Source organism: Microvirga pudoricolor (assembly GCF_016892705.1).
Taxonomy (GTDB): domain Bacteria; phylum Pseudomonadota; class Alphaproteobacteria; order Rhizobiales; family Beijerinckiaceae; genus Microvirga; species Microvirga pudoricolor.
The window spans coordinates 21,002-47,013 of sequence record NZ_JAFEMB010000006.1 but is presented as its reverse complement, the minus strand read 5'-3'; the positions used below and the strand labels follow the sequence as shown (position 1 = coordinate 47,013).

Below are 26,012 nucleotides of genomic sequence, written 5' to 3'. Positions count from 1 at the left end.
CCCCCGCGAGGGGAAGGTATTGAACGGCACCCTACTCCGCCGCGATGACGTTGTACGACACCGGATCGTAATTGAGGATCGGCGAGAGCCAGCGTTCGACCTCGACGATGCTCATGCCCTTGCGTGCCGCATAATCTTCCACCTGATCGCGCTCCACCTTGGCGACGCCGAAGTAATAGGCGTCCGGATGCGAGAGGTAGAGGCCGGACACGGACGAGCCTGGCCACATGGCGTAAGACTCGGTCAGGGTCACGCCGATGGCGCGTTCCGCATTGAGCAGGCGGAACAGCGTCTCCTTCTCGGTATGGTCGGGCTGCGCGGGATAGCCCGGGGCCGGGCGGATGCCCTGGTACTCCTCGCGGATCAGGTCCTCGTTGCTGAAGGTCTCATCGGCGCCATAGCCCCAGAACTCCTTCCGGACGCGCTGGTGCATGCGCTCCGCGAAAGCTTCGGCCAGGCGGTCGGCCAAGGCCTTGACCATGATCGAGCGATAGTCGTCGTTCGCGCGCTCGAATTTCTCGGCGATGCGAACTTCCTCGATGCCCGAGGTCACCACGAAAGCGCCGACATAATCGGCCTTGCCGCTCGTGGCGGGTGCAACGAAGTCGGACAAGCACATGTGAGGCTTGCCGTCGCGCTTCGTGAGCTGCTGGCGCAGGCCGTGGAAGGTCGCGAGCGTCTCGGTCCGGCTCTCGCCCGTGTAAAGGCGGATGTCGTCGCCCACCGTGTTCGCGGGCCAGAAGCCGATGACGGCCTTCGGGTTGAACCATCGCTCATCCACGAGTTGCTTCAGCATGACCTGCGCATCCTCGTAGAGTTGACGCGCGGCCTCACCCTGCTTTTCGTCCTCGAGGATGTTGGGGAAGCGGCCCTTCAGCTCCCAGGTCTGGAAGAACGGCGTCCAATCGATATAGGGCACAAGCTCTCCCACATCGTAGCTGCGGAACACACGGGCGCCGGTGAAGCTCGGCTTGGGCGGCTGGTAGTTCGACCAGTTGGGCTTGAAGCTGTTGGCACGTGCCTTCTCGATGGAGATGCGCTGCTTGTCGGCTTCCGAGCGCGCGTGCGCGTCAGCGACCTTCTTGTACTCCTGCTGGACGGTCTCGACGTAGCCTGCTTTCATGTCGGGTGACAGCAGCGAGGACACGACGCCGACGGCGCGGCTGGCATCCGTGACGTAGACGGCTTGGCCCTTGTTGTAGTTCGGATGGATCTTCACGGCCGTGTGGACGCGACTCGTCGTAGCGCCGCCGATGAGCAGCGGAATCTCGAATCCCTCGCGCTCCATCTCGGCCGCCACGTTCACCATCTCGTCGAGAGAAGGCGTGATGAGGCCCGACAACCCGATGATGTCGACGTTCTCCTTGCGGGCCGTCTCTAGGATCTTCTGGGCCGGTACCATGACGCCGAGGTCTATGACCTCGTAATTGTTGCAGGCCAGGACCACGCCGACGATATTCTTGCCGATATCGTGCACGTCGCCCTTGACGGTCGCCATCAGGACCTTCCCGGCAATGGAACGTTCGAGACTGCCGGACGCTGCCTTCTCGGCCTCCATGAACGGCATGAGATAGGCCACGGCCTGCTTCATGACGCGGGCCGATTTTACCACCTGCGGCAGGAACATCTTGCCCGCGCCGAAGAGATCGCCCACCACGTTCATGCCGCCCATGAGAGGACCTTCGATCACGTGGAGCGGACGCTCGACGCTGAGACGCGCCTCCTCCGTATCCTGCTCGATGAATTCGGTGATGCCGTTGACGAGCGCATGTTCCAGCCGCTTCTCGACAGGCCACGTTCTCCACTCGAGATCCACTACCCTGGCGGCACCTGCCCCGTCGCCCTTGAAGCGTGGGGCGGCATCCAACAGACGCTCGGTCGCGTCGTCGCGATGGTTGAGAACCACATCCTCGCACAATTCCCGCAGCTCGGAATCGATCTGTTCATAGACCGCCAGCTGGCCTGCGTTCACGATTCCCATATCCATGCCGACCTTGATGGCATGATAAAGGAAAACGGAGTGCATGGCCTCGCGCACAGGCTCGTTGCCGCGGAACGAGAAGGACAGGTTGGAAACGCCACCCGAAATATGGGCGTAGGGCAATGTCTCGCGGATGGTCCGGGTGGCCTCGATGAAGTCGACGCCGTAGCCATTATGCTCCTCGATGCCGGTCGCGACCGCGAACACGTTCGGGTCGAAGATGATATCCTCCGGCGGGAAGCCCACTTCTTCGGTCAGAATCTTGTAAGCGCGGGTACAGATTTCGACCTTACGCGCTTGCGTGTCGGCCTGACCGACTTCGTCGAAGGCCATCACGACAACGGCCGCCCCATAGGCGCGGCAGATCTTCGCCTGCTGAATGAACGCCTCGACGCCCTCCTTCATGGAGATCGAGTTCACGATGGGCTTGCCCTGGATGCACTTCAGGCCCGCCTCGATGACGTGGAACTTGGACGAGTCGACCATGACCGGGACGCGGGCGATGTCCGGCTCCGACGCGACGAGATTGAGGAACTCCACCATCGCCTTCTCGGAATCGAGAAGGCCCTCGTCCATGTTGATGTCGATGATGGTTGCGCCGGCGATCACCTGATCCCGCGCTACATCGAGAGCGGCCGCGTAGTCGCCATTGGTGATGAGCTTGCGGAATTTCGCCGAGCCCGTGACGTTCGTGCGCTCGCCCACATTCACGAACGGGATGTCCGAGGTTAGCGTGAATGGCTCGAGGCCAGCAAGCCGCATCTGAGGCGTCAATTCCGGCAAGGCCCGGGGCGTCTTGCCTTCGACCGCTTTGGCGATGGCCCGGATGTGATCCGGCGTCGTGCCGCAGCAGCCGCCCACCACGTTGACGAGACCGGAATCGGCGAACTCCGCGAGCATGCGCGCCGTCGCCTCCGGGCTCTCGTCATAGAGGCCGAACTCGTTCGGAAGGCCCGCGTTCGGATAAGCGCAAACCAGGGTATCGGCAACCTTGCCGATCTCCTGGATATGCGCCCGCATCTCGCGGGCTCCGAGCGCGCAATTGAGGCCGATGGAGAAGGGCTCGGCGTGCCGAACGGAGTGCCAGAACGCCGTCGGAGTCTGGCCCGACAGGGTGCGTCCCGACAGGTCGGTGATCGTGCCGGAAATCATGACCGGGAGCTTGACGCCCTTTTCCTCGAACACCTGATGCGTCGCCACGATGGCGGCCTTTGCGTTCAAGGTGTCGAAGATCGTCTCGATGAGGATGATGTCGGATCCGCCGTCGATCAATCCTCTCACCTGTTCCGCATAGGCGTCCCGCACCTCGTCGAAGCTCACGGCACGGTATCCGGGATTGTTCACGTCCGGTGAGATGGAGAGCGTGCGGTTCGTCGGCCCGATGGCGCCTGCCACGAAACGACGGCGACCGTCTTCCTTCTCGGCGATTACTGCGGCCTCCTTGGCCAAGCGTGCGCCGTGGAAATTCAAATCATAGACAATTTCTTCCATGCCGTAATCGGCCTGGGCGATGGACGTACCGGAGAAGGTGTTCGTCTCGACGATGTCGGCACCGGCACGGAAGTAATCGAGGTGCACGTCGCGTACGGCGTCGGGCTGCGTCAGGATGAGGAGATCGTTGTTGCCCTTGACGTCCTGCTTCCAATCCTTGAACCGCTCGCCCCGGAACTGTTCTTCCGTGAACTTGGAGTTCTGGAGTTCCGTCCCCATCGCGCCGTCGAGCACGAGGATGCGCCGCGAGGCGGCCTCGCGCAGGGCTTTCAGGACATCAATGCCATCGGCGGGAGCAGGTTGGTAGGCGGTCATCTTGTTCTTCTTTCGGCATGACCGGTTGAAGCCGGTCAACAATGTCTCACGGGGCGCAGGCGTGTGGGACTACGCGGCGGCCTTCTGGCTTTGATCGCGCAAGCCCAGCAGGTGGCAGATCGCATAGACCAGATCGGCCCGGTTCATGGTGTAGAAGTGAAACTCGTGCACGCCCCGGTCGACGAGGTCGAGAACCTGTTCGGCCGCCACGGCGGCGGCGACGAGCTTACGGGTCTCGACGTCGTGGTCGAGACCGTCGAACCGCGCGGCCAGCCAGGACGGGACGCTGGCGCCGGTCTTGGCGGCGAAATTGGCTGTCTGCTTAAAGTTCTGCACCGGCACGATGCCGGGCACGATCGGAATGTCGATGCCCTTGGCGCGCACCTTGTCCAAGTAGCGCAGATAGATGTCGTTATCGAAAAAGAATTGCGTGATCGCGCGGTCCGCGCCGGCATCGACTTTGGCCTTGAGGGCGTCGATGTCCGCATCGAATGAGGACGCTTCAGGATGCTTCTCTGGATAGGCCGAAACCGAGACCTCAAAATCGCCGATGGCCTTGATGCCCGCCACGAGATCGCATGTCTGGTCATATCCGCCGGGGTGAGGCTCGTAGACGGTGCCGATGCCCGCTATGGGATCGCCGCGCAGGGCCACGATGTGGCGCACGCCCGCATCCCAGTACGACCGGACGACGTCGTTCACCTCGCCCCGCGTGGCGGCCACGCAGGTCAAGTGCGCGGCGGGCTTGAGATGGGTCTCCTTCACGAGACGCGACACGGTGGAGTGTGTGCGCTCGCGGGTCGATCCGCCTGCTCCGTAGGTGCCGGAAACGAATTGTGGGCCGAGAGGCGCCAGCCGCTCGATGGACGACCAAAGGGTCGCTTCCATCTCAGCCGTCTTCGGTGGAAAGAACTCGAACGAGACCTTGATGGGATCATGGCCCTGCCGGCTCGGGCGGAAGGTATGGGGAGACATCAGGCAACCTCTCTGTCGGCTTGGGCCAGGGGCCAATCGGTCATGACGCGTCGATCCTGGCCGAGCCAGAGGGAGACGGTGAGTTGGTCCTCGCCCCTGCTGGGCGGAGCGATATTCTTGGTCAGCGTGCAGTCGAGCCCCGCCTCCCCGAACCAGGACGCGACCTGATCTGCGGCAAAGCCGAGACGCCGGTGGGCCTGCGTCTCGCGCAGAAATTCGAGGCGATGGGGGGCGAAGTCGACCACGAGAATGCGTCCGCCGGGTGCCACGAGACGAGCTGCCTCCCGCAGGGCGCGAGCCGGATCGTCAAGATAGTGCAGGACCTGATGCACGATCACGAGGTCGAAGGTGTCGCGCGGGAATGGCGGCGCGTAGATATCGCCCTGGCGCAGCTCGATGCGCGACAAGCCTGCCTTTTCGAGATTGGCGCGGGCGACCGACAGCATGGCATGGCTGGCGTCGAGGCCAACGACCCGGGACGCGCCCGGGGCCAAAAGCTGCAGCATCCGCCCCGTGCCCGTCCCGAGATCGAGCAGATTTCGGATCGGCCTGTCGCCCAGAATGTCGAGGACGGCAGCTTCGACAACCGCTTCCGGCGCGTGAAGGGAGCGCACCCGGTCCCAATCGGAGGCGAGCCGGGAAAAGAACGCTTGGGCGGCCTGCGAGCGCTGGGCCCGAACCGCATCGAGGCGGGCCCTGTCGTCGACGAGGCGCTGATCCCGATCATCGAGGCCGTCCAGCATCGGTCGCAGAAGGCCGGCGGCGGGGTTATGGTCCGTCAGCCGAAAGAAGGCCCAGGCTCCTTCCCGGTGGCGCTCCACGAGCCCGGCTTCGACCAACAGCTTCAGGTGACGGGAGATTCGGGGCTGGGACTGGCCGAGAATGTCCGTGAGGTCGGATACGGACAACTCGCCGACGGTCAGCAGCGCGAGGATTCGCAGCCGCGTCTCCTCGGCGGCCGCCCTGAGGGTGCCGAGAGCCAAGTCCAGGGAAGGCGCCGGTATGTCTGCCATGTCCAACGTACGCTGCTACATATAAAGATATGTTTATATCCGATTTATTGGACGGCAGCAAGCAGATCCCTTGGAAAATCATCTGCGACAAGGCCGCGTTCGAAATCACCGGAATGGGGGCTCGTCGAAGCTACGCAGTTTGCGGGAATGCAGGGACGACCTCTGACCGCGCAGGATATCGATGGCCGCCAATCCGATCATGAGATGTTCGCTGACCGCCCGCTCGTAAAAGGCATTCGCGGCGCCCGGAAGCTTGATTTCCCCGTGAAGCGGCTTGTCGGAGACGCAAAGAAGCGTTCCGTAGGGAACTCGGAGCCGATAGCCCTGGGCCGCGATCGTGCCGCTTTCCATGTCCACCGCAATGGCGCGGGACAGGTTGATCTGCCGCCGTTCCTGGCTCCAGCGCAACTCCCAGTTCCGGTCGTCATAGGTCACGACCGTGCCGGTGCGCAATCGCCGCTTGAGTTCTTCGCCCCGCTCTCCCGTCACGCCTGCGGCCGCTTCCTGGAGGGCCACCTGGACTTCGGCCAGCGCCGGAACCGGGATCTCCGGCGGCACGGCATCGTCCAGGATCTTGTCCCGGCGCAGATAGCCGTGGGCCAGCACGTAGTCGCCGATGGTCTGCGACTGGCGTAAGCCGCCGCAGTGACCGACCATGAGCCAGCAATGGGGCCGCAGGACCGCCAGGTGGTCGGTGATGTTCTTGGCATTGGAAGGCCCGACGCCGATATTGACCAGGGTGACACCGCCCTGCCCGTCTTTGCGGACGAGGTGGTAGGCTGGCATCTGGAACCTGTGCCAGGGCGAGGACGTGACCAGTTCGGCGGCTGTTTCCGCGTCGAGCCCGCGCTCGATGGCGATGCCACCCGGAAGAACCAAGCGCTCGTAGGGGGAATCAGCCTGGCTCAGCTCGCCAATGGCCCAACGCACGAACTGATCCACATACCGGTGATAATTGGTCAGCAGGATCCAGGGCTGGATCGTCTGCCAGTCCGTGCCCGTGTAATGGACCAGTCGGCGGAGCGAATAGTCCACCCGGGCGGCATCGAACAGCGCCAGGGGCCGTGGAGCGTTCTCGTTGAAGACCCAGGTGCCGTCCGCGATCTCGTCGCCAACCTTGGCCAGCAGCGGGGTTGGAAAATGCTGAGCCAATTCCGCTGCGGAATGCGCGCCGCGCCCAAGTTCGTCGCCCCGCTCGAACACATAAGGATACGGGATCTCCTGATCGCTCAGGCCAACCTCGATCTGGACTCCGTAATCTGCCACAAGGTGGTTGAGCTGCTCCAGAAGATAGTTTTTGAACGCCGCAGGCTGAGTGACGGTCGTGGTGAAGACGCCTGGCCCCTGCAGCTTGGCATAGGCCCTCTGCTTGACCGGCGGCATGGCCGTCGCCCTGTAGATGACTCGGAGCTCAGGATACCGGAAGCGTGGGCGCTCCGAAGGCGATGGGGCCTCGCCGGTGGCGAAGAAATGCTCCAGCGCGTGGCGCTGCGCCTCGATGGCGGTCTCGTGGAGCCGGATCAGACGCTCGACGGCTTCCTGTGGTGTGGCGACGGTATGAAAATGAGAGATGCGATCGTCAGGCACTGTTGAATTTCTTTCTTTTGGTTCAGTGCCTCAAGGGGTTTACACGGATTTTGCGACAAACCCAACCCCATTGCCTCCCAAGGCGGAAAAAGAGGACCCCGACAGATCGTCAAGACCTCAATGTCGGGGCTCCTCGAGCCAGGCGCCGACGAAGGCCGCGAATGCCTCGGGTTCATGGTCGGGCCAGAGGTGACCGGCCTCCGGGATTTCCCAATGGGCCGCGCCTCCGATAGCGCGGGCTGCGGCCTGCGAGGGGATCCGGTAGATCGGCCGCGTTCGGGCGCCCCAGGCGATGGAGACTGGAACCGCCAGGGTGGCGAGGTCGACCGCCGTAATGGCTCTCGGCGGAGTCTGGCCGAAGAGCATGGGGAGGGTGTGGGCGTTGTCGATCTCGATGGCGCTGCACGAGGCCGCCTGCCCATCGAAGCTGCCCTCACCTCCGGACGCATCGATGAGGCGACGCACCGCCTCTCGGAGGTCGCCCGCCGCCAAGGCGGCGCTGACGGGACCGAACGCCTGCCTGGCCTCCACCCCGAACGCGGCCCGCTCGGCGGGATCCTCCACATAGGTCGGTACGCCGGGTTCGAAGACAAGGATGCGCTGGAACAGATCGGGGTGCGCCAAGGCTGCCTCGAACGCCACATGGCCGGCATAGGACCACGCCACGAGGGAGACCGGACCGGCGCCGACTGCCTCGACAAATGCAATCAGATCGCCTGCATGCGCGGTCGTGCCGAAAGGCGGGCCATTCGGGCGCCAAGGCACTGGCCCGAACCAGCGCTGCGTATAGGCCATGCAACGATAGCGATCCGAAAGCGCCTCGCACTGGCGCTCCCACGTGCGCAGGTCTCCGACCGCTCCATGCAGAAAGAGAACGGGCTCGCCCTCGCCGATGTCGAGGCACGGAAATGCATCCTCATCCACGAGGACGCTTCGGACAGGCGTTGCGTCGATGGCAGAGGCCATGATGTGCTCAGAACGGCAAGCGACTGCCATCATAATTGATGAAACTGCCTGTCTCGGCAAGAGTCAGCCCATCGATGACACGGACAATGCCCGCCGCGCTTTCCTCGACCGCGATGTCGGCGCCTGTCCCACCCATATCGGTACGCACCCAACCCGGATGCATCGCCACGGAGATGATGCCCTCATCCAGTAGATCCGTCGCCAAGCCCTGCACGATCTTGTTCGCGGCAGCCTTTGAGGCTCGGTAAGCGATGCGGTCGGATTTGGCGTGGGACATGGATCCCATGCGGCTCGTCAGAGTGACGATCTTGGCTCCACCCGCCCGCCGCAGGTGCGGCAGGAAGGCTTGCACCATGCGCAAAGGTCCAAGGGTGTTGACCGCAAGCGTTTCGAGAAACCCGTCGAAATCCACGTCGAGAGTCGACGGGCTCCTCGGCCCGATGATGCCTGCATTGTTGATCAACGCATGCACGGGCTCGTCGATCATGCGCGCCGCTGCGACGATGGATGCCCCGTCGCGCACATCAAGCGGAACCAGGGTCAATCGTCCTGCATCGATGTCCTTGCCCCAATCCTGCGGAACAGCGGAGGTGTCACGCAAGGTCGCGATGACCCGATCCCCGCGCCCGAGAAGGACGCGGGTGATCTCCGCTCCAATGCCGCGACCGGCACCCGTGATCAGAAAGGTCTTCGCCATGTCTTACCGGGCGAACTTCTTGTACTTGATCCGATGCGGGATCGTGGAATCAGTGCCGAGGCGGCGCTTCTTGTCCTCCTCGTAATCGGCGAAGTTGCCCTCGAACCATTCCACATGGCTGTCGCCCTCGAAGGCGAGGATGTGGGTGGCGATGCGGTCCAGGAACCAGCGATCGTGCGAGATGATCACGGCGCAGCCCGCGTAATCCTCCAGCGCCTCTTCGAGCGCCCGCAGCGTGTCCACGTCGAGGTCGTTGGTGGGCTCGTCGAGGAGCAGCACGTTCGAGCCCGACTTCAGGATCTTGGCGAGGTGCACGCGGTTACGTTCGCCGCCGGAGAGCACGCCGACCTTCTTCTGCTGGTCGCCGCCCTTGAAGTTGAACGCTCCGCAATAGGCGCGGGCGTTGATCTCGCGCTTGCCGAGATAAAGGATCTCGTTGCCGCCCGAGATCTCCTCATAGAGCGTTTTGTTCGCGTCGAGCGAGTCGCGGCTCTGGTCGACGTAGCCGAGCTTCACGCTTTCGCCGATCGTGATCGAGCCCTCGTCCGGCTGCTCCTGCCCCGTGATCATGCGGAACAGGGTCGTCTTACCGGCGCCGTTCGGGCCGATGATGCCCACGATGCCGCCGGGCGGCAGCTTGAATGACAGGCCGTCGATGAGCAGCTTGTCGCCGAAAGCCTTCTGGAGGCCGTCGAACTCGATGACGTTGTTCCCCAGGCGCTCAGCGATGGGGATGATGATCTGCGCCGTGGTCGGGCCCTTTTCGGACGCCTTGGCGACGAGATCTTCGTAGCGCTGGATACGGGCCTTGGACTTGGCCTGACGGGCCTTGGGCGATGCTTGAACCCACTCGCGCTCACGCTCGATGGTGCGCTTGTGCGCCTCGTCCTCGCGGCCCTCCTGCTCGAGGCGCTTCTGCTTCTGCTCGAGCCAGGACGAATAGTTGCCCTCGTAGGGAATGCCCCGGCCCCGGTCGAGTTCGAGAATCCAACCCGTCACGTTGTCCAGGAAGTAGCGGTCGTGGGTCACGATCAGGATCGCGCCCGGATAGGAGCGCAGATGCCCTTCGAGCCACGCGGTGGTCTCGGCGTCCAGGTGGTTGGTGGGCTCGTCGAGGAGCAGCAATTCCGGCTGCTCCAGGAGCAGCTTGCAGAGCGCCACGCGGCGGCGCTCGCCGCCCGAGAGCTTGTCCACGGCCCAGTCGTCCGGCGGGCAGCGCAGGGCGTCCATGGCCTGGTCGACCTGGGAATCGAGATCCCAGAGGCCTTTCGCCTCGATCTCATCCTGGAGAACCGTCATCTCGTCGGCGGTCTCGTCCGAGTAGTTCATGGCGAGCTCGTTGTAGCGGTCGAGGATCGCTTTCTTGGCGGCCACGCCCTCCATAACGTTCTCGCGAACGGTCTTGGTGTTGTCGAGTTGGGGCTCCTGGGGCAGGTAGCCAACCCGGGCGCCTTCGGCCACCCAACCTTCGCCGTTCCAGTCCTTGTCGATTCCGGCCATGATCCGCAGCAGGGTCGACTTGCCGGCGCCGTTGACGCCCAGCACGCCGATCTTGGCGTCCGGGTAGAAGGACAGGTGAACGTTGTCCAAGACCTTCTTGCCGTTGGGGTAGGCCTTGGTGAGGCCGCGCATGTGATAGATGAATTGACGGGACAAGGGCTGACGTCCTGCTGAAGGTTTGATGATGAATGAGTTGCGGGTGGGTTAGCAGGAGGAGGCAGGCGGGGCAAGGGATCCGCCCGTCTCCGGGCCCTGCGACCAAGGCATGACGGCGCCTCCCGCGCTCTGCGCTGGGGTGGCGATCCAGGGTTGAAGCTCCTGGGGGAAGTCGGCTAACCCTCGGGTCGCTGTGCCCTGTGCCGGCAGCGCCCCCAGTATGAGACCTTGCGGAAGCGCCATCCGCGACCGCTCAGCCGACCGGCCTGCGAGCGCTCGCAAGCGTGTCTTGTGACAGGTGGCCTCACGGGCTCATATCAGGCACACCCGTTAGCCAAAAGCATCATAGGAATAAAAACAGAAAGTATTGACTGAGAGCCGTGTCTCTGTTGGCGCAATCCGGCTGAGAGCCCCCTTCGCGCATCCACCGAGCCCGAACCGATCGAAGGTTGCCATCCGAGCGGTGAAAGCACGCTATCAAGCGCCTGTGTGAGTGTTAGGTGACCGCCCCTCCCTTTCCCACGAGTCCGAACAGCGCCTCCTCGGCGGCCAGCACCGTCGTCATCTGCGCCGTATGGGCGAAGCGGTAGGGCTCGCCGTAGATGGTCTCGTCGGGGAACTCCGTGATGAGGGTCATCGGCACGGGATGCTGGTCGGTCTCGGTGAAGAGACACGGAACGTCGTTGACGATCTCGTAGGGCGTGCCGCCCGTGTGGAGGGAGCAGATTTCGATCTGGCGGCGGTTGAACTCAGGCAATCCGGGAACGGCCGAGAGACGCTTCGTGACGGACTCGACGAGCGCCCTCGCCTGGACTTTCCAATCCGCGTGATGGCGCATGACGAGGAAGAAACCCTTGGGGATCGTCCACAGCTCAAATCCGCGCGGCAGATAGCCCGTGAAGGGACGCGTCCACTCGTGGGCCGGGTAGCCGTGCAGGTTCACGTGCAGCTTCGCGGCGGAGGTTTCTAGAATCTTGATCCGCGCAACCTTCTCGATCTCAGGATTGTATTCGACATCGCTGCCGAGCGAGGTATAGCGCGCCGCGTGGTGCATATGGCGCGGGTTGGCCTCGCAGAGCTTGCCGTGCAGCGCATAGCCGTCCGGGTTCTCCACCGGGATGACCGCGATGTTCGTCTCCGCGTCGTCGAGGAGACGGCGCACGGCCCGCAAGGCGCCGACCGGGGCCGAGACCTCGTTGGGATGCTGGCCCGCCGTGACGAGGACCGCAGGCCGCGAGCCTGCACGATACTTGCCCCGTACGGCCCTCCCCTCGCAGGACGTGCAGCCGAAATCCTCGCCGGGAAGCGCGTCGAGTTCGCGATAGAGTTGTGTCAGGCTCGGTGCGGCATCGGCGGTATCCAGGTTCTGCTCGGGCCGCTCCGGATCCTGCGGGTGGCCAAAGGGGCGAAGGGTCACGCGCACCAGGGCATCGCCCTCCCCTGACCGGATGTCCGGCACGATCTGACCCGGCTTCAGATCCCGATCCTCCGGCGGGCGGCCGGACTTATGCTTGAAGAATTCGAGCAGCGAGAAATAGAAGTCCTCGTGCAGGGCCTCGCGGGTGCTCATCACCTCGTCGCCATAGGCGAGCGGGCGCTCGATGCCCGCGATTGCGACATCGATGGCGATTGTCTCCGCATAAGGCTCGGTTTCGGGCCAGCCGTGAAGCATGAGCGTTTCCATGACGCGATGGAACACGGTCTCATGTTCTGTCTCGGTTGCCGCATCGGTGTTCTCGCCGTTCGGCGCTTCGGACACCTTCAGCCAGCCGGTGGGCGTCAGGTCGGTTTCGCCGAGATGGTTCTCGCGCAAGCGATTGGGCGCGAAGATGTCGTAACGAGCCGTGGCGCCGTTCGCGTATTCGGCCGTGACGTAATACGTCATGTCGGCCGCGCCCGGCTCGAACCTGACGTCCACGCCGTCGAGAAGCGCCACCAGCGGATAGGCCTCGGACACGAACCGGAGAGGCTTGGCCTCAGGATGCACCGGATACCGGATGACGGCCCGTGTGAGGCCGTTCGTGGGGATTTCCTCCAAGAAGGCATGCACCAGCGGCTTGTAGGCGCTGTGCAGGCGAGCACGAACGCCCGCCCGCGCGAGGTGGATTTCAGCGTCGCGCCGTGCTTGCTGATCCTCGAACAGCCAGGCCTGCAGCACGGCCCCGTGCCAGTCACCCGTGCCGTAGGAGCGCAGGATGGTGTCGAGAGTGCGGGGGATGCGCGCGTCCAGGATAATCGTCATTTGTTCGTCTGTCCCAACGGATCGAGGAGATCGCGCAGCCAGTCCCCGAGAAGGTTGAGACCGAGCACCGTGACCATGATGGCGAGCCCTGGGAAGACGCTCACCCACCAGGCCGACTGCAGATAGGTGCGACCGTCCGCCAGCATGCCGCCCCAACTCGGAATGAGCGGGTCGACGCCAAGCCCCAGGAAGGTCAGGCTGCTCTCCAGGAGGATATTGGTGGCCACATTCAAGGTCATCAGGATGACGATGGGACCGAGCACGTTGGGCAGGATGTGGTGGAAGATGATGCGCCCGTTGCCGACGCCGATCGCGCGGGCCGATAGGATGAACTCCCGGTCGCGCAGAGCCAAAACGGAGCCGCGCACGAGGCGGGCATACTGCACCCACTGGGCCACGATCATGAAGAAGATGATTTTGTCGATGCCCGTTCCCAGGATCGCCAGGAACATGATCGCCAGCAGGATGAAGGGCAGCGCGAGCTGCACGTCCGCGAAGCGCATCAAAAAGACCTCGGCGACGCCGCGGTAATAGCCTGCCACAAGCCCTACCAGCGTGCCCACCACTACGGCGCCCAGCACTGACAGCACGCCGACCATGAGCGATATTCGGCCGCCGACGACCACCCGCGCCAGCACGTCGCGGCCGAGCGGATCGGTGCCGAGGATATGGGCCGGATCCGTGAAGGGCGGCACGAGACGAGCCATAAGGTCCATGCTCTCGCCGCCGTCGGGAAACAGGAAGCCCGAGAACAGGACCGCCAGAGTCATGGTTCCGGCGAACAGGAGGCCGATGACGAATTCCATGGAACGGAAACGCCGGCGGCTGGACGGGACGGCCTGTGCCGCAGCCATGGCCTTCACTCCGTGCGGATGCGCGGATCGATCAGCCCATAGGCGATGTCGACCACGAGGTTGATGAGAACGATGAAGAGCGCCAGCACCGTGATGGACCCTTGAAGCACCGGATAATCGCGCGCCGAGATGGCGTCGAAGGCGAGCGTGCCCATGCCGGGCCAGTTGAACACTCGCTCCACGATCACGATGCCGCCGATGAGGCTGCCGAACTGGAGGCCGATATAGGTGACGAGCGGGATCGCCGAGTTGCGCAGGGCATGCTTGTAGAGAACCACCCGATCCCTCAGGCCCTTGGAACGCGCCACCATGATGTATTGCTGCGACAAAGTCTCCAGCATGGAGGTTCGCACCAGGCGCACATTGGTGGCCGTGAGGATGATCGCCATGGTGAGCGCCGGCATGATGAAGCTCTCCGGGCCTTCCATGCCGCTGGGCGGCAGAAGCCCGAGGGTGATCGAGAAGAACAGCACCATCATGATGGCGAGCCAGAAGTTCGGAAACGACAGGCCCACCAGCGAGAGAACGCGGATCACCTGGTCCGGCCACTTCCCTCGCTTGACCGCCGCGTACACTCCCAGGGGCACCGAGATCGCGATGGAGACGGCGAGCGAGGCGAAAGCCAGCAGCAAGGTCGAGGGCAGCGCCTTGGAGATCAGGAGCGACACCGGGGTACCGCCCATGAAGCTGCGGCCGAAATCGCCACGCGCGATGCCGCTCAGGAATTCCAGGTACTGCACCAGGAAGGGGCGATTGAGGCCCAAGGCCTGGCGGATGTTCTCCAGGTCCTTCTCGGTAACGCTGCCCGCGCCCGTGAGCATGATGGCAGGGTCGCCCGAGAGCCTGATCGCGAAGGACACGATCAGGGTCACGGCAAGGATCACGAAGATGGCCTGCAGCAGCCGCTTGAGGATGAAACCGGCCATGCCGTGATCCTTGTTTTTCTTCTGGCCGAACCGGCGTTATTCGACGGTCACGTCTGTGAAGCGGAAGCGGCGGTCGGACGGCGGATCGAAGTTCTTGAGGCGCTTGTTCACCCCGTAGAGTGTGTTCTGGTTGTAGAGCGGGATCTCCATCGCCTGATCGGCCACGTAACGGCCGACCTCTTGCAGAATCTTCTCGCGCTCCTTCACGTCATAAACCGTACGCTGCTTCTCCAGCAGTGCGTTCAGCTTGGGATCGTTGTCGTAGGGATTCCACTTTTCGCCCGAATGGTACATCAGGTAGGCGGTGTTGTCGTAATCGAAGGTCCAGCCACCCCAGGAGTTGTGCCAGGCCTCGCCGGTCTTGCCGTTGGGGATGATGTCGTTGAGCAGGACCGGGCTCTCGTAGGGCTGCACGGTGGGCTTGAGGCCCAGCGCCTGGAAGAAGCCCGCGGCTGCCTGCGCCACCTCGCGGAAGGTCGCGTCGTTGCCGCGGAAGTCGATCTTGAGCGGTGCACCCGGCTGGACGCCTGCCTGCTGCAGCATCTGCTTGGCCTTCGCGAGATCGAAGGGAACCGGCTTCAGGCTGGGATCGTAGCCGAAGGACAGTTCCGACTGGAAGCTCGCGATGGGCTTGGCGTGACCGAGCAGCACCGCCTTGATGATGGCGTCGCGGTCCACACCCATGATCAGTGCCTTGCGGACGTTCACATCCTTGGTGATGCCGTTCTTGGTGTTGAGGCGCAGCGCCACGGCCGTCGGCCCGGTGATGCTCACGAGGCTGAGGTTCTGGGCCTTCTCGATGGTGGGCGCGAGGCCGAAGGGCACCAACGTCGCGATGTCGATGCGACCCGCCTGCAGCTCGGCCACCTGCGTGTTGGCCTCCGCGATCATGCGGTAGACGACCTTGTCGATCTTCGGCGCGCCGCCCCAGTGGTCGGCATTGGCTTCGAGTGTAATGTTCACCTTCGGATCGTAAGATACGAACTTGAACGGACCCGTGCCGACCGGATGGGTGTTGAAATACTCGTCGCCCTTTTCCTTGATGTATTGCGGCGGCACGATCATGGCGCCGTAGCCGGCCAGCTTCGTCAGGAGCACGGGGTCGGGCTGCTTCATGACGAAATCGACCGTGTTGTCGTCCACGACCTCGACGCGGTCGATGGCATTGTAGTTGGACTGCTGCGGCCCCTTCTTGCCCTCCTCGCCGAGGAGACGGTCGAAGGTGAATTTCACGGCGGCCGCGTTGAAGGGCTCGCCGTTGTGGAACTTCACGTTCTCGCGCAACTTGAAGCGGATGCGGGCGTTGTCGTCCAGGAACTCCCAGCTCGTGGCGAGGCCGGGCTTGAGCTTCATGTCAGGTCCGCGAGACGTCAGGCCGTCATAAATGTTGTTGCCGACAGAGGCCCAGTCCACGATGAACGTATCGATGGGGTCCCAGCTGCCCGCATCGATGGCGAGCGCCACCGTCACGGTGCCGGCGGCTTGAGCGGACGACGCCATCAGCGGCGCGAGGGCGACCGCGGCCGCGAGGCCCAGCGCCTTGAACGTTCTCGAGATTCTCATGTGCTCTCTCCTGTGGGACTTTTTTGTTGTTCAGGAATGAATCCATCCCCCGGCCCAAGGCCGGGACAGGCTTTGCTGGTCGAATGCCTCAGGCCGCGCCTTGCAGCGGCTCGCTCTCGATGGCCACCCAGTGACCCGGCTCGACTTCCCGCATGCGGTGGATGGCGGGCTCCTGACCCACCGCCCGCACCGGGCTCGGAATTTCGCCATCGATGCGGGTTTTGGCGCGCTCCCGCTGCGGATCCGCGATGGGCACCGCCGACAAGAGTTTTCGCGTGTACGAATGCTGTGGGTTCTCGAAGACCGCCTGGCGTGTGCCGATCTCCACGATCTGGCCGAGATACATCACGGCCACGCGATGGCTGATCTTCTCCACCACCGCCATGTCGTGCGTAATGAAAAGATAGGAGAGATGCCGCTTCTCCTGCAGCTCCATGAGCAGGTTCACGATCTGGGCCTGGATCGAAACGTCGAGGGCCGAGACCGACTCATCCGCAATGATGAGCTTCGGATCACTGGCCAGCGCGCGGGCGATGCAGACGCGCTGGCGCTGGCCGCCGGAGAACTCGTGCGGGTAGCGCTTGGCATGCTCCGGCTTCAAGCCGACCTGCTCCAGCAATTCGTGCACCCGCCGGTCGATGGAGGCGCGGCCCTGGATGAGATCATGCACCACGATGGGCTCGGCGATGCTGTACCCGACCGTGTGGCGCGGATCCAACGACGCGAAGGGATCCTGGAAGATGTACTGGATTTCCTGGCGCAGCTTGCGCCGGTCGGACGAACTCATGGCCGCCATGTCGCGGCCCGCGAAGCGGACCGTGCCGCCGGTAGGCTCCACGAGCTGCTGGAGCGTGCGGCCGATGGTGGACTTGCCGGAACCGGATTCGCCCACGAGCGCGAGGGTCTCGCCGGGATAAATGTCGAAACTCACCTCTTCCACCGCATGCACGCGATGGGTGACACGCCCGAAGAAGGTCTTGCCCACGTCGAAGCGGGTGGTGAGGTTTTCGACCTGGAGCAGCGGCTTGTCGTAACGAGCCGTATCCTGCTCTCGTGTTTCACCGACGAGCTTCGGCTCGCCGTTCTCTATCACGGTCACGGGCGTGCGCTTGGGCAGGGATTGGCCCGTCAGGCTCCCTAAGCGCGGCACGGCGGAGAGAAGCGCGCGGGTATAGGGGTGCTTCGGGGCGGCGAAGATTTCGCGCACGGGAGCCTGTTCGACCTTCTCGCCCTTCCACATCACCACGACGTCGTCGGCCATCTCGGCCACCACGCCCATGTCGTGGGTGATGAAGATCACGGAGGTGCCCATCTCCGACTGGAGATCGCGCACGATGTTGAGAATCTGGGCCTGAATCGTCACGTCGAGGGCCGTGGTCGGTTCGTCGGCGATCAGGAGCTTCGGGCGGCATGCCAGCGCCATGGCGATCATCACGCGCTGCCGCATGCCGCCGGAGAGTTGGTGCGGGTAGCGCTCGAGCAGCCGCTCCGCATCGGGAAGCCGGACCTTCTGCAAGAGATCCCTGGCTCGCGACAGGGCCTGCCGTGCACCCAACCCCTCATGCAGCATGAGGGTCTCGGCGATCTGGTTGCCGATGGTAAAAACCGGGTTGAGGGATGTCATCGGCTCCTGGAAGATCATCGCGATGTCCTTGCCGCGGATCTGCCGCAGCCGGTCGTCGGACGCCCTGGCGAGGTCGATGGCCTCCCCCGCCGCCGGGCGAAACAGGATCTCCCCTCCCACGATCCGGCCGCCCGTGTAGTCGGTCAGGCGCATGATCGCCAGAGACGTGACGGACTTGCCTGACCCCGACTCGCCCACGATCGCAAGGGTCTTACCCGGCTCCACGTCGAACGATACATCCTTCACGGCCTTGAAGGGACCGTTCTGCGTGCCGAACTCCACCGATAACCCTCGAACCGATAGAAGAGCCCCGGCGCCCTTTTGCGGCAGATACGGCGACGTCGAAATCGGTCCATCGGACATGCGATACTCTCCGGTCTTGAGGTCGGAACCTCTTGAATACCTGTCCCCTTCCGCCAGAAGTGGACCTTGCGTCAACCCCTCGGTCGCTCGAGCGCCGGCAATCGACGTCCGACACGCATGCGGTTCTCGCATGAGGGGAATCCAATCTTAGGAATTTACCCACTCACCCTTGCGCATCAAGGGCTCGGCGCGGCCGTCCGCCGTGATGCCGTCGATGTCGATCTTGTCGGAGCCGATCATCCAGTCGATGTGGATCAGGCTCTTGTTGGAGCCGCGGGCGGCCAGTTCCTCTTCAGTCAAATCGCCACCACCTCTGATGCATTTGCTGTAGGCTTGGCCCAGAGCGATGTGGCTCGAAGCGTTCTCGTCGAAGAGGGTGTTGAAGAACAGGAGGCCACTCCTCGAGATCGGCGACGAAAACGGCACCAACGCCACCTCACCCAGGCGGCGCGCACCCTCGTCGGTGTCGAGGACCTTGTTCAGAACCTCCTCGCCGGTCCGGGCTTTCGCGTCGACGATCCTGCCCGCCTCGAACTTCACCTCGATGTCTTGGATCAGGGTGCCATTGTAGGAGAGTGGTTTGGTGCTGCGCACGTAACCGTCCACCCGGTCCTTGTGCGGCGTGGTGAAAACCTCTTCGGTGGGGATGTTGGCGTTGCAGACGATGCCGTTTTTCGCCTTCGTCGACCCGCCGTTCCATTCGTGTCCGTCCGCGAGGCCGAGGCGCAGATCCGTGCCGGGGCCGGTGTAGTGGAGCGCGGCGTAGTTCTTCTCGTTCAGGATCCTGGTGCGGGATTGAAGCTCGGCGTTGTGCCGCTGCCATTCCGCGACCGGGTCAGGTGCATCGACGCGGGACGCCGCGAAGATGGCGTCCCAGAGCTTGGCCACCGCCACGTCCTCTGGATCGTTCGGGAACACCGTCCTGGCCCAGGCGGGCGTCGCGGCCGACACGATGGTCCAGTTGGTGTCGAAGCCCGCGATCAGGTTGAGGGCCGGCATGTAGGCCTTGGACCGAGCCCGGTTGGCGCGGGACACCTTCTCGGGATCCTCCTCGGCCAGGAGCGATGGGTCTTCTCCCACGACCGCGAGCCGGGCCGCCCCGGCCTTGAAGGCGTCCGCCATCCCCTGGTACAGCCAAGCCGATGCCGTATCGAAGCTGTCCTCCCGGCCATAGCGATAGCGCGCGAGCGTGGATTCCTCATCCGAGAAGATCGTGGTGACAAGCGATGCGCCCGCCTTGTAGGCATGCTCCGTGATCTTGCGGACGAGAGCGATGGCCTCGACGGGCGCCGTCATGATGACTTCCTGGCCCGGCCGGAGCCCGAGCCCGACCTGCACGGCCACCTGAGCGAGCCGGTCGAGGCGGTTCGCGTGGGATGTGGCTGCGGTGGGGTTTCTAAGCTGGTCGTTCATGGCGGATCTCGCATCGGTGAATAAGGGGTCGGGCGGCAGGCTACACGCGGCGGGCGCGGGTGCAATCCCACGCCGAAGAGGCTTTATATGTGGCCGGCGGGCGCATTGCGAAGAGTCGGCCCGACGGTATCCGCGTCGAACGCGATGCCCTTGATGACGGCATGGACCAGGAGTTCCGGCCGGAGCCCCAGGCGATCCGCGGATTTGCGCGTCAAATGAACCACTACCGCATCGCCCGCGCAATCCAGCGTCACATCCATGGAGGACCGGTCGGCCTGCGCCAGCGCCACGACCCGGCCCGGCAGTACATTGAGGGCGCTCAGGCCCTCGGGCGCCCGAAGCGCCAGCATGATGTCGCGGGCGCGCAGTCGCACCCGCAAGGCTGACCCGACGGGCCGCTCTAGGCGCGGGACGGTCAAGGTGCCGGCCTTCGCTTGGAGGACGGTCAGGCCGTAGGCATCGTCATGGGACAGAACACGGGTCTCGATGAGAGCGCCGGCCTCGGTGGGGCCCAGATCCGGGAACAGGCTCGGGCGCCCCAGGATCTCGGTGGCCGGGCCCGAGGCGACGGCCCGTCCGTCCGCCAGCACCACGACGTCGGTCGCGAGCCGCGAAATCTCGGCGACGGAGTGGCTGACGAGCACGATGGGAAGGCCCGTCTCGTCCCGCAGGCGCTCCAGATAGGGCATGATCTCGGCCTTGCGGGCCTCATCCAGCGAGGCCAGGGGTTCGTCGAGCAGCAGAATCTGCGGGTCCGCCAGCAAGGCCCGGCCGATGGCCACGCGCTGCCTCTCGCCGCCGGACAGGGTCGCCGGCCTGCGGTCCAGGAGGTGACCGATGCCGAGCAGGTCGACGACGTGGCCGACGGACGCCGCGCGCGCGTTCCTCGGCGTGAACCAGCGGCCGAAGAGCAGGTTGCGGCGCACACTCAGGTGCGGGAACAGGCGCGCATCCTGGAACACGACGCCAACCCGGCGTCGGTGCATCGGCACGAAGACGCGGTTGGCCGTATCGACCAGGGTGCGCCCGTGGACGACGATGCGGCCGGCCTCGGGCCGGATCAGTCCCGCGATGGCGCGGACGAGGGTGGTCTTGCCGGCCCCCGAGCGCCCGAACAGAGCGGTGAGCCGACCCTCGGAGCGAAAGCGCGCCTCGAGCCGGAATGCGCCGAGCGGATGGCTGAGATCGACCTCGAGCGTCACGCGGCCGCCCTCCGCCGCAGCCGGGCCGCGAGGCCCTCGGAGGCGAGGAGCGCGACGACGGAGACCAGAATCGATACGATCGTCAGGCGCGCCGCGCCGCCCTCCCCACCGGGTACCTGGGTGAAGGTGTAGATCAGCGACGGCAGGGTCTGGGTCTCGCCCGGGATGTTGGACACGAACGTGATGGTGGCGCCGAACTCTCCCATGGCCTTGGCGAAGGACAGCACCATGCCGGCGACGAGGCCCGGCAGAATGAGGGGGAGCGTGACCGTGAAGAACACCCAGACCGGATTCGCGCCGAGGGTTCCGGCGGCCTCCTCCAGCCTGCGGTCCACCGCTTCGACCGACAACCGGATGGCCCGCACCAGCAGCGGAAAGCCCATGATGGCGCAGGCCAGCGCCGCGCCGGTCCAGCGGAACGAGAACACCAGGCCGAAATGTTCGGCCAGAAAAGCGCCGACCGGACCACGGCGTCCGAAGCTCAGAAGCAGAAGGTAACCTGTCACGACCGGCGGCATGATGAGCGGCAGATGGACGAGCACGTCGAGCAGGCCCCGCCCCCAAAACCGTCCGCGCGCCAGCGCCAGCGCGACGAGCAGGCCCGGCACGACGCTGAAGGACATGGCCGTGAGCGCGACCTGCAGACTCAGGCGCACGGCGGTCCATTCCTCGGGGGAAAGCCAGTCGGTCATGGACGGGACGCGCCGGGAATCGACAGGTCTATGGGCTGTGGAATCCCGAGGTCGATCGTCATCCCCATCGCTGATCCGAGGATCCGCGTCGTCCCGCGTCGCTGGACGCGGAGGGTCGGGAGTGGCCCGGCCATGACGTCGAGTTCCAAATTCATCTGCTTCGACCCTCGATCGCCGGCCATCCTAGCCAAGCTTCACCCGCCATCAAGCGGCGCGGCGGCGCGGCGACGGCTTGCGGGTGAAGGCCTTCACGACGCGGTAGCCCAACAGGGCGGCCACGATGGCGGTGTAGACCAGCGGTTCCATGGGCCAGGATTTGACCACGAGCAGGAAGTGCAGGGCCGCTCCGATGGCCGCGACATAGACGAGCTTGTGGATTCGCGCCCAGACCTGCCCGCCGAGCTTGCGGATCGACAGGTTGTTGGAGGTGACCGCCACGGGGACCAGAATCACGAAGGTGGCCATGCCGATGGTGATGTAGGGACGCTTGAGGATGTCGGCCAGGATCGCGCTCCCGTCGAGACCCTGGTCGAGCACCAGATAGGTCAGCAGATGGAGGGCAGCGTAGTAGAAGGCTAGCAATCCGATGGCCCGGCGGTAGCGCAGGAGATTGATGCCAAGACTCTGCCGCAGGGGCGTGACGGCGAGGCTCCCGATCAGGAAGCGCAGAGCCCATAGGCCCAAGGACTGCTCCAGGTAGCGCATCGGATCCGCGCCGAGCCGGTCGTTGACCCCAGCATAGAACAGCCACACGGCCGGCACGAATCCGACGATGTAGACCAGGAGGGTCGGGATGCGCGGCACCGCGATGCCGCGCTTTTGGGTGCCTGCCGCCCCCCGGTCGGACGGCATCAGTAAAACTTCCGCAGGTCCATGCCGGCGTAGAGCGAGGCCACCTGATCGGCGTAGCCGTTGAAGAGCCGGGTCTCGCGGCGCTTGGCGAAGAGGCCGCCCTCCCCGATCCGGCGCTCGGTGGCCTGAGACCAGCGCGGATGGTCCACGCCGGGATTCACGTTGGCGTAGAAGCCGTATTCGTTGGAGGCCTGCTTGTTCCAGGAGGTCTCGGGCTCCTTGTCCGTGAAGCTGATCCGCGTGATCGACTTGATGCCCTTGAAGCCGTACTTCCACGGCACCACTAGGCGGATCGGCGCGCCGTTCTGGTTGGGCAGCGTCTCGCCGTAGAGACCCACGGCCAGGATGGTGAGCGGATGCATGGCCTCATCCATCCGCAGGCCCTCCACATAAGGCCAGTCGAGCACCGGCAGGAGGCCATTCTGGCCCCGCATCTCCTCCGGGCGGTACAGGGTCTCGAAGGAGACGTACTTGGCGCCGCTCTGCGGTTCGGCACGCTTGATCACATCCGCCAGCGGGAAGCCGATCCATGGGATGACCATGGACCAGCCCTCGACGCAGCGCATCCGGTAGATCCGCTCCTCCAGGGTGGAGGGCTTGATGAAATCCTCGAGCTGGTACTCGGCCGGCTTGGCCACGAGCCCGTCGACACGAACCGTCCAGGGCTTCGTCTTGAGGGTCCCGGCATTGGCGGCCGGATCAGCCTTGTCGACGCCGAACTCGTAGAAGTTGTTGTAGGACGTGACGTCCTGCTTCGAGGTGAGCTTCTCGTCCGTGGATAGCGGGCTTTTGGCGGCGCTGAGCGGAGCCGCCCCGGCCCCGAAGGGCGCGGCGCCCGCCACACCCAGGGCAGCGGCCCCGGCGATGAAATGCCGCCGGTTGAAGTAGACGTCTTTTGGCGTGATCTCGGACGGGAGAACATCGGACGGGCGGCGGATCATCATGGCGGCACCTCGTTGTGGCCTGGCCACAGGAGTACACTTCGGAAGGCGCAGAGGTCCTTCACATTGCCGTTATAGCGGAGGCGTTTCGCCGCGCCAGTCCTGTCCTTGGGGAACATCGGGTCTCTCGGTCAGGCCGAAAACGCGGCGGCGGCGGCTGCGAAGCGTTTGGTGATCTCGCGGGGATTGGTGATCATGGTGCCGACCACCACCGCATGGGCGCCCCGCGCGAAGGCCTCCGCGACGAGATCGGGCGTGTCGAACCGCCCTTCCGCCACCACTGGGACGTCGAGAGCGTCGACGAGGGCCGACAGAAGCTCGAGATCGGGGCCCGAGGCTTTGGCGTGCGCCGTCTCGTCGGTGTAGCCGGAAAGGGTCGTCGCCACGTAACCCGCCCCGCTGGCGGCGGCCGCCCGGCCCTCCTCGAGGCGCGCGACGTCCGCGAAGACCTCGCGGCCAAGCTCGGACCGGATGCGGCCGATCAGATGTCCGGCGGGCTCGCCGTCACGGGGGCGGGGCGTCGCATCGATCCCGATGATGTCCGCCCCGGCCCGCGCTACCGATGCGGCCGCCTCGAAATTCGGCGTGATGTAGACCGGGAACCGGTTGTCGAAGACCTTCGCGATGCCGATCACGGGCAGGCGGCTGACCGCCCGGATGGCCGCGACGTCCTCGGAGCCGTTGGCCCGCAGGCCCCGCGCCCCTCCGGCCTCGGCGGCTTGCGCCATGGCGGCCATGAAGACCGGGCCGTGGAGCGGGTTGTCGGCCCGGGCCTGGCAGGAGACCACGAGCGCGCCCTTCGGGATCAGCATGGGGGTTCTCCTACTTCACCGCGCCTGCCGTCATGCCCTGGATGAACTGGCGCGACAGGGCGATGTAAAGGAGCGTGATGGGAGCGGCCGCGATGGTGAGGCCGGCAAATAGCATGCCCCAATCCGTGGTGTACTCGCCCATGAAGCTGGTCAGGCCCTGCGGCAGGGTCTTGTTGGCGTCCGACTGGATGAAGACCAGCGGAAAGAAGAAGTCGTTCCAGATCGGCACCGCGTTCTGGATCGCCGCGATCGCCAGGGGCGGACGGGCCAGCGGCAGCATGACGGACCACATGATGCGCGGCTCCGACGCCCCGTCGATCCGCGCCGCGTCCTCGAGTTCGGCCGGGAGCGTGCGCAGGAACCCCGCCATGATGAACACGCAGGACGGCAGCCCGATGGCGGTATACGTGACGATGAGGCTCCAGAGGCTGTCGAGCAGGTGAAGGTCCCGCAGCAGGATGAAGAGCGGGATGATGGCGAGCTTGAGCGGCAGCATCAGGCCCGCCAGGAAGAACAGCAGCACGAAGGTATTGGTGCGCGACTCGTAGCGGGCCACCGCGTAGGCCGCCATGGTGCCGAGCACCAGGATGAGGAGGATCGACGCGCCCGTGACCAGGATCGAGTTCACGAAATAGGTCGGCATCGAGGTTTCGCCGAGCACACGGGTGAAGTTCTGAACCTGCGTGAAATCGGGCAGCGCGAAGGGGTGCTCGAAGATCTCGCCCGTGGTCTTGAAGGCGGATAGCACCATCACGACCACGGGGTAGAGCATGATGAACGAGTTCAGGATCAGGACGATCTGAATCAGGAACGCGTAGGAGAACTCGCGCGGGTTGGTCTGGGCATGGTCGGTCCGGGAGTGGGCGGCGCTCGTCAAATCTGGATCTCCCGGCGGCGCAGCCACAGGGTCAGGAGCGACGCGAAGACGACGATGAACAGGAACAGCAGGGTGGCGAGCGCCGAACCCTGCCCGAAATTCTGAATGCTGGCCGATTGGTTGCCGAACGCCGTGCGGTAGAAGACGAGGCCGAGCACGTCCGTGGTGCCGAAGGGCGACCCATCGAGGCCGGCCATCACGTAAGGAATCTCGAACCAATTGAACGCGCCGATGAAGAGCAGCGTGAACAGGATCGTGGTCGATGGCGCCACCAGCGGCCAGACGATGTTCTTGAGAAGCTGCCACTCGCTCGTGCCGTCGAGCCGCGCCGCCTCGATGAGCTCGGACGGGATGCGCTGCATGCCCGCGAGATAGACCAGCGTCGGAAACCCGATGAAGTGCCACGCATTGGCGAGGATGAGGGCCGGCAAGGCCGTGGCGGAATCGCCGAGCCAGGGCTTCGCGAGCGCATCGAGCCCAACGCTGTAAAGCGCCTGGTTCACGATGCCGAAATTGGGATTGAGGAAGAGCTTCCAGAGGAAGCCCACGATGATGGTGGACAGAACCACCGGCACGAAAACCGCGACGCGATGGAAGCGGAAGCCGAACGGCTCTTTGTACAAGAGCCAGGCGAGCAGGAAGCCGCCGCCGTTCTGGATGATCATGAGGGCGACGAGCGCCTGTACGTTGTGGAGGAAAGCGTTCCACACCACCGGCCCCATGGTGGGGCCGAACAGCACCTCGCGGAAATTGGCGAGCCCCACGAACTCGCCCCGCGCAAGCCCTTGCCAGTTGTAGAAGGCATACCCGAAGGCCGACAGGATCGGATAGACCACGAACAGGCAGATGAAGGCGATCGGCGGGAGCACCAGGAAGGCGACCCAACCGCGATGCTTCCATGTGCGGGATTGCTGGACGGACAGGGGCATGGGAAAAACCTGAGGCGGAGCGGCGGGCACGGCGCCCGCCG

Annotated in this window: 20 protein-coding genes; all 20 read right to left on the bottom strand. The window is 64.6% G+C overall.

Going from position 1 to position 26,012, the window contains the following annotated elements; translation table 11 throughout:
* Positions 1–31 precede the first annotated feature (31 nt).
* The 20 genes from metH to ILT42_RS17825 all read right to left on the bottom strand — a co-directional run bounded on the left by metH (position 32) and on the right by ILT42_RS17825 (position 25,971).
* Positions 32–3,787, bottom strand: coding sequence for a methionine synthase (gene metH, locus ILT42_RS17920; RefSeq protein WP_204217142.1), 3,756 nt, complete (start codon positions 3,785–3,787; stop codon positions 32–34).
* A 69-nt stretch (positions 3,788–3,856) separates the two neighbouring features.
* Entirely contained in the window at positions 3,857–4,762 is a 906-nt protein-coding gene (gene metF, locus ILT42_RS17915; protein ID WP_204217141.1) for a methylenetetrahydrofolate reductase [NAD(P)H], read from the bottom strand.
* The gene (locus ILT42_RS17910; RefSeq protein ID WP_204217140.1) at positions 4,762–5,775 is read right to left on the bottom strand and encodes an ArsR/SmtB family transcription factor; all 1,014 of its coding nucleotides are present in this window, start codon (positions 5,773–5,775) and stop codon (positions 4,762–4,764) included. Before ILT42_RS17910 ends, metF begins: the two co-directional genes overlap by 1 nt.
* A 105-nt stretch (positions 5,776–5,880) precedes the next feature.
* The gene (locus tag ILT42_RS17905) at positions 5,881–7,362 is read right to left on the bottom strand and encodes an AMP nucleosidase (RefSeq protein ID WP_204217139.1); all 1,482 of its coding nucleotides are present in this window, start codon (positions 7,360–7,362) and stop codon (positions 5,881–5,883) included.
* Between the two features lie 117 nt (positions 7,363–7,479).
* Positions 7,480–8,328 carry an alpha/beta fold hydrolase gene (locus ILT42_RS17900; RefSeq protein WP_204217138.1) on the bottom strand — a complete coding sequence of 283 codons (849 nt, stop codon included), beginning with the start codon at positions 8,326–8,328 and terminating at the stop codon, positions 7,480–7,482.
* A 7-nt stretch (positions 8,329–8,335) separates the two neighbouring features.
* The gene (locus tag ILT42_RS17895; protein WP_204217137.1) at positions 8,336–9,025 is read right to left on the bottom strand and encodes an SDR family oxidoreductase; all 690 of its coding nucleotides are present in this window, start codon (positions 9,023–9,025) and stop codon (positions 8,336–8,338) included.
* A 3-nt stretch (positions 9,026–9,028) separates the two neighbouring features.
* Complete coding sequence (ettA, locus tag ILT42_RS17890) at positions 9,029–10,681, bottom strand: energy-dependent translational throttle protein EttA (protein WP_204217136.1); 1,653 nt, start codon at positions 10,679–10,681, stop codon at positions 9,029–9,031.
* Between the two features lie 496 nt (positions 10,682–11,177).
* On the bottom strand, positions 11,178–12,923 hold the full coding sequence (locus ILT42_RS17885; protein WP_204217135.1) for a M14 family zinc carboxypeptidase: 1,746 nt from the start codon (positions 12,921–12,923) through the stop codon (positions 11,178–11,180).
* Positions 12,920–13,777, bottom strand: a complete 858-nt coding sequence (locus ILT42_RS17880) for an ABC transporter permease (RefSeq protein WP_204217134.1) — start codon at positions 13,775–13,777, stop codon at positions 12,920–12,922. Before ILT42_RS17880 ends, ILT42_RS17885 begins: the two co-directional genes overlap by 4 nt.
* 5 nt (positions 13,778–13,782) lie before the next feature.
* On the bottom strand, positions 13,783–14,703 hold the full coding sequence (locus ILT42_RS17875; RefSeq protein ID WP_204217133.1) for an ABC transporter permease: 921 nt from the start codon (positions 14,701–14,703) through the stop codon (positions 13,783–13,785).
* 36 nt (positions 14,704–14,739) lie between these two features.
* On the bottom strand, positions 14,740–16,266 hold the full coding sequence (locus ILT42_RS17870) for an ABC transporter substrate-binding protein (protein ID WP_204217132.1): 1,527 nt from the start codon (positions 16,264–16,266) through the stop codon (positions 14,740–14,742).
* An 88-nt stretch (positions 16,267–16,354) separates the two neighbouring features.
* Complete coding sequence (locus ILT42_RS17865; protein ID WP_204217131.1) at positions 16,355–18,253, bottom strand: ABC transporter ATP-binding protein; 1,899 nt, start codon at positions 18,251–18,253, stop codon at positions 16,355–16,357.
* A gap of 147 nt (positions 18,254–18,400) precedes the next feature.
* Positions 18,401–19,666, bottom strand: a complete 1,266-nt coding sequence (locus tag ILT42_RS17860) for an aminopeptidase (protein ID WP_204217130.1) — start codon at positions 19,664–19,666, stop codon at positions 18,401–18,403.
* 83 nt (positions 19,667–19,749) lie between these two features.
* Positions 19,750–20,868, bottom strand: coding sequence for a molybdenum ABC transporter ATP-binding protein (gene modC, locus ILT42_RS17855; RefSeq protein WP_204217129.1), 1,119 nt, complete (start codon positions 20,866–20,868; stop codon positions 19,750–19,752).
* Positions 20,865–21,560, bottom strand: a complete 696-nt coding sequence (gene modB, locus ILT42_RS17850) for a molybdate ABC transporter permease subunit (RefSeq protein ID WP_204217128.1) — start codon at positions 21,558–21,560, stop codon at positions 20,865–20,867. Before modB ends, modC begins: the two co-directional genes overlap by 4 nt.
* A gap of 204 nt (positions 21,561–21,764) precedes the next feature.
* Positions 21,765–22,412 carry a protein-methionine-sulfoxide reductase heme-binding subunit MsrQ gene (gene msrQ, locus ILT42_RS17845; RefSeq protein WP_204217127.1) on the bottom strand — a complete coding sequence of 216 codons (648 nt, stop codon included), beginning with the start codon at positions 22,410–22,412 and terminating at the stop codon, positions 21,765–21,767.
* The gene (gene msrP / locus ILT42_RS17840; RefSeq protein WP_204217126.1) at positions 22,412–23,356 is read right to left on the bottom strand and encodes a protein-methionine-sulfoxide reductase catalytic subunit MsrP; all 945 of its coding nucleotides are present in this window, start codon (positions 23,354–23,356) and stop codon (positions 22,412–22,414) included. The genes msrQ and msrP overlap by 1 nt, the downstream gene beginning before the upstream one ends.
* A 128-nt stretch (positions 23,357–23,484) precedes the next feature.
* Entirely contained in the window at positions 23,485–24,165 is a 681-nt protein-coding gene (locus ILT42_RS17835; RefSeq protein ID WP_204217124.1) for an N-acetylmannosamine-6-phosphate 2-epimerase, read from the bottom strand.
* A 10-nt stretch (positions 24,166–24,175) separates the two neighbouring features.
* Positions 24,176–25,042 carry a carbohydrate ABC transporter permease gene (locus tag ILT42_RS17830; RefSeq protein WP_204217123.1) on the bottom strand — a complete coding sequence of 289 codons (867 nt, stop codon included), beginning with the start codon at positions 25,040–25,042 and terminating at the stop codon, positions 24,176–24,178.
* The gene (locus ILT42_RS17825) at positions 25,039–25,971 is read right to left on the bottom strand and encodes a carbohydrate ABC transporter permease (RefSeq protein WP_204217121.1); all 933 of its coding nucleotides are present in this window, start codon (positions 25,969–25,971) and stop codon (positions 25,039–25,041) included. Before ILT42_RS17825 ends, ILT42_RS17830 begins: the two co-directional genes overlap by 4 nt.
* Positions 25,972–26,012 lie beyond the last annotated feature (41 nt).